A 7,819-nucleotide genomic window follows, 5' to 3' on the forward strand; every position below is an offset into this window, starting at 1 on the left:
GTGCTGGCCCCACTCGCAGAGCGCCAAAAGGATAGGCTCGAGGCTAAGGCCGAGTCGCGTCGCCGAATATTCGACGCGCGAGGGAATTTCGGCAAAGATCTCGCGTCTGACAAGACCGTGTTCCTCCATTTCACGAAGCTGCTGGATCAGCACTTTCTGGGTGATATCGGGAACCAGCGTCTTCAGCACCGAAAGCCTTCGGGGGCCGTCGAAGAGATGGTAGAGAATAACAGCCTTCCATCGGCCCGAGATCACTTTCAGGGCGCGTTCCGCCGGCAGCAGAGGCAGTCTCTTGGTTTGCAGCCTTTTGGCCAGCTTGGCCATGGTCACCTCCTGGTCAGCAGGGGACAAATGAGTGTGTAGTCGCGATCAGGCAGATAGTGGCAAACAGCAGCCGATGCCATAGCGATGGGTGCATGCCATGAGAGCCATTCAACTGAACCGTTTCGGCGGTCCCGACATCTTCGACGTCGTAGAAATGCCGAAGCCGCTGCCGGAGGCCGGCGAGGTGCTGATCCGTGTTCGCGCGGCCGGCGTGAATTTCTTCGAAGTGCTGATGCGCGGGGATCGCTACGCGGTGACGCCGGACTTGCCTGTCATTCTCGGCGTCGAGGCTGCCGGGACCGTGGAGGCGCTTGGTCAAGGGGTGGACATCTCGCTGACCGAAACACGCGTTGCGGCGCCGCTGTTCGCTTCGAAGCGCCCGTTTGGCGGCTATGCCGACTATGTCACGATCGACGCAAAGCTGGCCGTGCCTTTGCCCGACGCGCTCTCGTTCGAAGACGCGACGAGCTTGATGGTGCAGGGGCTGACGGCTTTTCATCTGCTGCGGCAAAGCCCGCCAGCCGGCAAATCGGTGCTGGTCACTGCAGCCGCGGGCGGTGTCGGCTCGCTGCTTGTCCAGCTCGCCAAACGCCAGGGCGCCAGCACCGTGATCGCGGTCGCCGGCAGCAGGGCCAAGCTCGATCTTGCCCTGTCGCTTGGGGCCGATGCCGCGGTCGACTACAGCACGTCGGATTGGCCCGCGCGTGTCCGGAAAGCGGCAGGCGGCGCCGGCGTCGATGTCGTCTACGACATTGTCGGCGGCCCGGTGACGGCGGCGTCGCTGCAAGCTCTCGCGCCTGGCGGAGAGTTGGTCTTTGCCGCGCTCGGCAGATACGCGATCGGCGCTGCGGAACTGGAAGCGATGATCACCCGAAACCAGTCCTTGCGAGGTTTTGCCCTGCTTCCGCTGCTCTCTGCCGATGGCCTCAGGGCCGGCCTGTCGGAGCTTTTCCACCTGGCCGCCAGCGGCCAGCTTGTGACGCAGGGCGGCCGCTATCCGCTCGACCAGGCAGCCGAAGCACATCGCTCGCTGGAGGAGCGTCGCTCGACCGGCAAGGTCGTGCTGATACCTTAGAGCAATTCTAGGAAAAGTGTGAACGGTTTTCCGTCCGGAATTGCGCAAAAACAAAGAGATAGAGCGGTTCGGCGTTTCCGTGAAACGATGAACCGCTCTAGTATCGTGGTCGACGATTAACTGCGCACAGGCCAATCGTGGAACCTGTCCGCTTTGCGCCTGATGTCGGCCGTTGAGGTGATTTTAGCTGTTGCCCGATAGCGGACGTTGCCGGCGACCACCTTGGACATCGTTGTTGCGCCATAACGCGACCTTCAGGGCGCTCCTGCAAAGCTGCCCTTCGCGCATTGGTCGGAGTCACCCAAAGCGGAGTTGCGGAGGGCTACGCCCTCAGTCTTTTCACAGTCTGGACGACGCTGTCCAGAAGCAGCTGGCTTCGGTCAGCCACCGGTTTTCAAGCGACGAAGCTGGTCCCACTTTGAACTCCCTTCACTCAACTGCTTATAGGACATAGCCGCCCGGACCATAGCGCCTGTTTTCCGATGCTGTGTGTCCGGGCAGCAACGTTTGCCGTGTTCGGCGATCTGCTGCAACGGAGTATTTGACAGTTCGATGAATGAACCGTCATAAAGCCGTATGAAGAGGGGGCGCGCTTCAGAACTGCGATGCGGGGGCCGGTAAGTTTTTCGCTGTTGTTGACGGCGCTCGTCGGCATCCAGCCGGCGGCGGCCGATGTCGTGCCGCGCAACCAGCCGGCGGCCGGGTCGGTCATTGCCCGCAAATCGGGCGAGGAAGTGCGCTTCCTAGAATTCGCCTCTTGGCAGGTGGTCGATCTCAGGCAGGACGTCGTCCCCGGCGACTATCTGCGCACCAACGCCACCGGCAGCCTAGCAGTGCTGTTTGCCGACCGCACCCAGATGCGGCTTGGCCGCAATACGACGCTCCTGGTCAAAAAGATCGGCGCGGCGTCCGACACCGAGTTCAAGCTGGAGAGCGGCACCATCTGGGCGCGAGCAGAGCGCGGCGGCGAAGGGCTGACCATCGACACGCCCGCCGCCGCCGCCGCCATCCGCGGCACCGACTGGACGATGACCGTCGACGGCAACGGCCGCACCTCGCTGATCGTGCTGGAAGGCACGGTAGAACTCGCCAACGAATTCGGCTCGGTCAGCGTCGCCGAAGGCGAAGCCGCGGCGGCCACCATCGGCTCGGCGCCGACGAAGGTCGTCATCGTCGATTCGGACGACCGCGAGCAGATGCTGTTCTACTACTCCTTGCGCGACGCTTTCACCGTCCTGCCAGCATCGGCATTATCGAGCCTGGACATGCGCAAGGCGCGCGCCGGGATAAAGGCGATGGAGCCGTCGTCCCGATCCGCCGAGGACTGGGTGACATTGGCCGAGGTTAATCTTGACTTTGAAGGGCGGGAAGCGGCGCGCGACGCGGCCAGGCAGGCGCGACAATTCCCGCTGACGCGCGCGCAGGAAGCCCGGCTCGATCTGATCGACGCGTTGATCGCCGGCGCCGAACAGCGCTATGCCGAGGCGGCGCATCTGTTCGAACGCGCGGCGCCGCATCTCGATCCCAGCCGGCGTGTCATGGCGCGCTATGGCGGCTACTATGCGCGCTCGCTGGCTGACCCCAGCCATATCGAAGCTCCGCCGGTTAATGCGGATGCCGGCGTCGCCGCGGCCATCGCCGAGGCTCTGACGGCCGGATTTCTGGTCGACCTCAAAGCTGCAATTGCCGTTCTCGAAAGAGCCGAACGGCGCTATCCCGGTGATCCGACGCTGCCCGCCCTCAGGGCACAAATTGCGTTCCTGCTCGACGACCGCGCACAGGTAGAAGCGGCAATCGATCGCGCTTTGTCGCTCGACCCGGATAATATGATCGCGCTCCAAGCACGCGCCGGTTATCGGGCCGGAATCAAGAGCGATCTTGAAGGCGCGCTTGCCGACCTCGAGCGCGCGGTGGAGCTGGCGCCCGGGTCGGCGAGCTGGAACGCTCTCGGCCTCGTTCAGAGCGCGCGCGGCGCCACTCGCGAGGCGGAGGCGGCGCTGAAGCGCGCTATCGAACTCGACCCGAAAGATCCTGTCCCCCACGCCAATCTCGCCATCATCTATCTCGAGCAGGACCGCACGGCCGAAGCGAAGGCCGAAATCGACACGGCGCTCGCAGTCGATCCGGCGTTCGACATCGGGCTGGTTGCGCGCGGCCGCTACTATCTGCAGACCGGCGAACTGGACAAAGCGCGTGACGACCTGCTCGCCGGCACGACCGCCAATCCGGCCTATTCCAATGGATTGCTGCTGCTTGCCGTCGCCTATTACGAAGCCGGCGAGCTGGAACCCGCCGAACAGGCTATCGAAAACGCCGACCGCCTTGATCCGAACGATCCGGTGATTTCATCCTTCCGCACGGCGGTTGCAATCGACGAGTACGAAGCCGACAAGGCGATCGCCAGCGCACAGGAAGCGCTGAAGCGCACCAGAGCGCGCGGCGGCGACTATGCCGCCCTCAGCGCCAATCGCGACACCGGCTCGACGTTGAACGACGCGTTCCGGCTACTCAATCTCAACGCCTGGGGCCGCTACTACGGCGACGCGGTTTTCGATCCCTTCACCGGCTCCGGCTATGTCGACCAGGCGCTTGCCGGTAGCTTAAATCCCTTCGTCAACAATCTGCGTTTCGGCGACGTGCCGACGGAACCGGGCCCTAATGCAACCAGCTTCTCATCGTTTTTCCAAGGCTTGATGCTCGACCCGCAAATGCTGGCCGGCCGCCAGAGGAGCGCCAACATCCTCCGGCGACCTTTCATCGAAACCACCGTCGGCGGGGGTTTTGTCGCCGATGACGGCGATCTGGGTTGGAACAGCGAAATCGAAACCCAAGGGTATCAAGCAGCTCCCTTTCCCTGGAGCTTCTACGGCAGGATCAACGGTTTGGAGACCGACACGCGTCGCGGCGATGATCCAGCGACCGGCCAGTTCGATCTCGATGACCGGTCGATCACCGGCACAGGCTACATGGCCATGAAGCCGACGCCGAATGACCGGGTGGTGGCGTATATCGATGTCAAGGACTTCGAGTTCGACCTAAGCACAGTGCTGGACCCTACCGTTCTGCCGCTAGGAGGAACGTATGCCGACTCCGGCGACACCCGAACCGGCAACGCCGGGGTCGCCTGGAGCCATACATTTGGTTACCAGAACGTTGCCAGCGCGGCGCTGTTTGCGACCGACATTACGGATCGAAGCAACAGAACCCGCTTGGAGGAAATCGGCTTCGGGGAAACAGGATTCATTCTGGAGAGTGAGACCAGCCAGCAATCCTATCTCGCCGCATTCAATCACATCTACGGAACCGGTGACTTGACTCTCCGATACGGAGGTGAGGGCGGACTTTTGGAAGTCTCAAAAGACGAAACGCTTTCTTTCGTGTTTCCTTTTATCCCGGACACAATCATATCCGAATCCACTACGGCAGTCGATGTCGACATTGGGCGCGTCTATTTCGACGCCGTCTACGAGTTCAACCCCAATCTCAAAGTGGAGGGAGCCCTATTCGGCACTTATCTCGACGGTGGCACGATTGATGAACAACGCCTGGAGCCTCGCCTCGGTGTCGCCTGGACGCCTTTCGAAGGCCATTACCTACGCGCCGGGTTCCTGCGCGAAGGCTCGTTCATAACGTCGGCGACCTTGGCGCCGGTCGGAATACTCGGCCTGCAATCCAATCAGAATTCTCTAGCTGTCGACGGCTTTTCGGACACGTTTGCCGCGCGCTGGGACGCAGAGTGGAACAGCCGCCTTTTTACGGCCGTCGATTACCAGCATCAGGAATTCGAGAAACTTTCGATCGGCGTTCCGGCTTCCGCCACCACAATCGATCTCAGCGAGGGCCGGCTCGACCGGATCAGCGCCACGGCCAACGTCTGGATCGGCAACGGCTTCGGCGCGTTCGCGACCTTTGCCTACGCCGATTCAGAGAACGAAGATCCGACAAGTCCAGGCTTCGGCGGCCCGCTGCCCTTTGTCCCCGAAACGTCCGCGCGGTTTGGCATGACCTGGGTTCACCCGTCCAACATCAAGGTCACGCTGGCCGAAACCTATGTCGGCTCACGCACCGGCGATGCGGCGGGGACTGAGCTCGAATCCTACTGGTCGACGGATGCCTTCCTGACCTGGGAACCTTTCGACAAACGATTTGAACTCGAAATTGCCGCGTACAATCTGTTCGACGAGGATTTTCAGGTCGCATCGTTCACCCCCGGCTGGGGCCGCAGCATCGTCGGTTCGCTGAAGGTCCGGTTCTGATGTTTGCAGGCGGGCCGTGGTGGAAGGGCCTTGGCGCTTCCGCGCCCGGAACCCCCTCCCGCCGCAACGGCATTCTTGCGATCGCGGTCCTCGCCGTGCTGCTGGTTGCTGGTCTGTCCCTGCTCACGCCATGGAAGCTCGTCGAGGGGCGCGCTTTCGATTATCTCTCGACCATTTCGCCGCCGCCCCCGCCCGATGACGGGCCGGTCATTGTCGCCATCGACGAGCCCTCGCTTGCCGAGATCGGCCCGCAATGGCCATGGCCGCGCGATCTTCACGGGCGGCTCGTCGAGGCTCTGCGCCGCGCTGGAGCGAAAGCCGTCGGGCTCGACATCATCTTTGCCGAGCCGTCGACGCCGGCCGCGGACGAAGCGTTGGTCAAGAGCCTTGGCCCGGACGTGGTTCTGGCCGGCGATGAGACATTCATCGAGACCGACCAGGCCGCCCAGCATGTCCGGGTCGAGCCGCTGGCCATTTTCACCGCGACGGGCGCCACAACCGGCATCGCCTCAATCGCGCCCGACGGCGACGGCATCCTGCGGCGCGTGCCGGGCTATGGCGACGGCTTTGCGGCAGAGCTTCTGAACGCCGCCGGCCGGCCGGCCACTGTACCGCGAAACGCGCTGCTGCAGGCCTTCGGCCCGTCTCGCACATATCCGACCGTCTCCTACTATCAGGCGCTCGATCCCGACAGTTTCCTGCCGGAGAATTTTTTCCGCGGCCGCATCGTCATGGTCGGGCTCAGCCTGCAGAACGCGCCGACGCTGTCGCAAGGCGGCGCCGACGTCCACGCCTCGCCGTTCACCATCCGCACCGGCACGCTCGTTTCCGGCGTCGAGATCCAGGCGACGGTCTTCGACAATCTGGCGCATCAGCTGTTCATCGCGCGCCCCCCGGCATGGGCGGCAATTCTCTCGATCCTGCTTGGCGCGGGCATTGGCGTTCTTGCCGTCTGGAAGTCGACCGGATGGAAGACCCTGGCCGGCGCTGTGGTTGCCGTGCTGGCGCTCCTCGCCGGCAGCTATATGGCGCTGCGCTACGGCCGTGTCTTTGTCGCGCCGCTGGCGCCAGCGCTTGCCTTTACTCTTGTCGCAAGCGCGCAGGCGGCGCGCGATTTCGCGGCGGAGCGGAAGCTTAGGCGCGGCATAACGCGCGCCTTCTCGCAATATCTGTCGCCGGCCCTGGTGGAACGCCTGGCGCGCGACCCGACGCAGCTTCGCCTTGGCGGCGAGGTCCGCACCCTGACCATTCTCTTTTGCGACATTCGCGGCTTCACCACCATCGCGGAGGCGATGAAGGGCGATCCCGAGCGGCTGACAACGCTGATCAACCAGCTGCTGACGCCGCTTTCCGACGTCGTGATGGCGCATGGCGGCACCATCGACAAATATATCGGCGACTGCCTGATGGCATTCTGGAACGCGCCGCTGGACGATCCAGACCACGCCATCCATGCGGTGGAGGCCAGCCTCGAAATGCTCGCCGCGCTAGATCGGCTGAACGCGCAATTGCAGGCGGAGGCCGAAACGCGCGGCGAAACGCCGATTGCGCTGCGCATCGGCATCGGCGTCAACACCGGGCAATGCGTCGTCGGCAATGTCGGATCGGAGCAGCGCTTCGACTATTCGGCGCTCGGCGACGCGGTCAATCTGGCATCGCGGCTGGAGGGCGCCTCGAAGGATCTCGGCGTTCCGCTGGTGATCGGCCGGGCGACCGCCGAACTGGTGTCAGACAGGATTCCGCTGACCCCGCTGCGCGAGATCACCGTAAAGGGGCGCGGCGAGTCTACCATGGTCTATGCCCCCGCGGCGGTAAGCGCACCGGTTTCGACAGCCGCAAGTTAGGCGGTTGTCCGTTCGCGTTCGAACAGGATTGTCGGCGACCCCTTGTAGCTCGTTCTGGTTATCTCGCGATAACGGCATTTCAGGGCGACGTTTACGGAGCCGGTATTGTCCGGATCGAAGATGCACGCAACGAACTGTTCGAGGATGATGCCGGCGAACTGCAACTTCGGTTCTACTGCTACATCGGCCTGCGCGGCAAAGAGCCGAACGGCCCCGAGGAGCAGGCCGAGCAGGCGCAGTTCGACAGCGACCAGGGCTACAAGGCCGCCCTCCTCTCGACACTGAAACTCACCCGCGAGTTGCTGGCGGATGGTTCGCTC

The 7,819-nt window shown here is 63.2% G+C and carries 4 protein-coding genes and 1 pseudogene; 4 read left to right on the forward strand and 1 reads right to left on the reverse strand.

All coding sequences use genetic code 11. From position 1 onward, the window contains the following. Positions 1–324, reverse strand: a 324-nt coding sequence (locus tag EOA85_RS21145; protein WP_245485919.1) for a helix-turn-helix domain-containing protein, incomplete at its 3' end; no start/stop codon positions are given. A 97-nt stretch (positions 325–421) separates the two neighbouring features. Between EOA85_RS21145 and EOA85_RS21150 the strand changes: the two genes are divergently transcribed. From EOA85_RS21150 to EOA85_RS21170, 4 genes and pseudogenes are all read left to right on the forward strand, one after another. Then, positions 422–1,399: a zinc-binding dehydrogenase gene (locus EOA85_RS21150; RefSeq protein ID WP_127211038.1), complete on the forward strand. Its 978-nt coding sequence runs from the start codon at positions 422–424 to the stop codon at positions 1,397–1,399. 605 nt (positions 1,400–2,004) lie between these two features. Then, positions 2,005–5,655 (forward strand): FecR domain-containing protein, encoded by a 3,651-nt coding sequence (locus EOA85_RS21155; protein WP_127211039.1) that lies wholly within the window; start codon positions 2,005–2,007, stop codon positions 5,653–5,655. Next, complete coding sequence (locus EOA85_RS21160) at positions 5,655–7,499, forward strand: adenylate/guanylate cyclase domain-containing protein (RefSeq protein WP_127211040.1); 1,845 nt, start codon at positions 5,655–5,657, stop codon at positions 7,497–7,499. The genes EOA85_RS21155 and EOA85_RS21160 overlap by 1 nt, the downstream gene beginning before the upstream one ends. A gap of 128 nt (positions 7,500–7,627) precedes the next feature. Beyond that, positions 7,628–7,819: pseudogene (locus EOA85_RS21170) on the forward strand (DUF1857 domain-containing protein); the annotation flags it as partial.

Origin of the sequence: Mesorhizobium sp. M5C.F.Ca.IN.020.29.1.1, assembly GCF_003997375.1 — a bacterium.
Classification (GTDB): Bacteria; Pseudomonadota; Alphaproteobacteria; order Rhizobiales; family Rhizobiaceae; genus Mesorhizobium; species Mesorhizobium wenxiniae.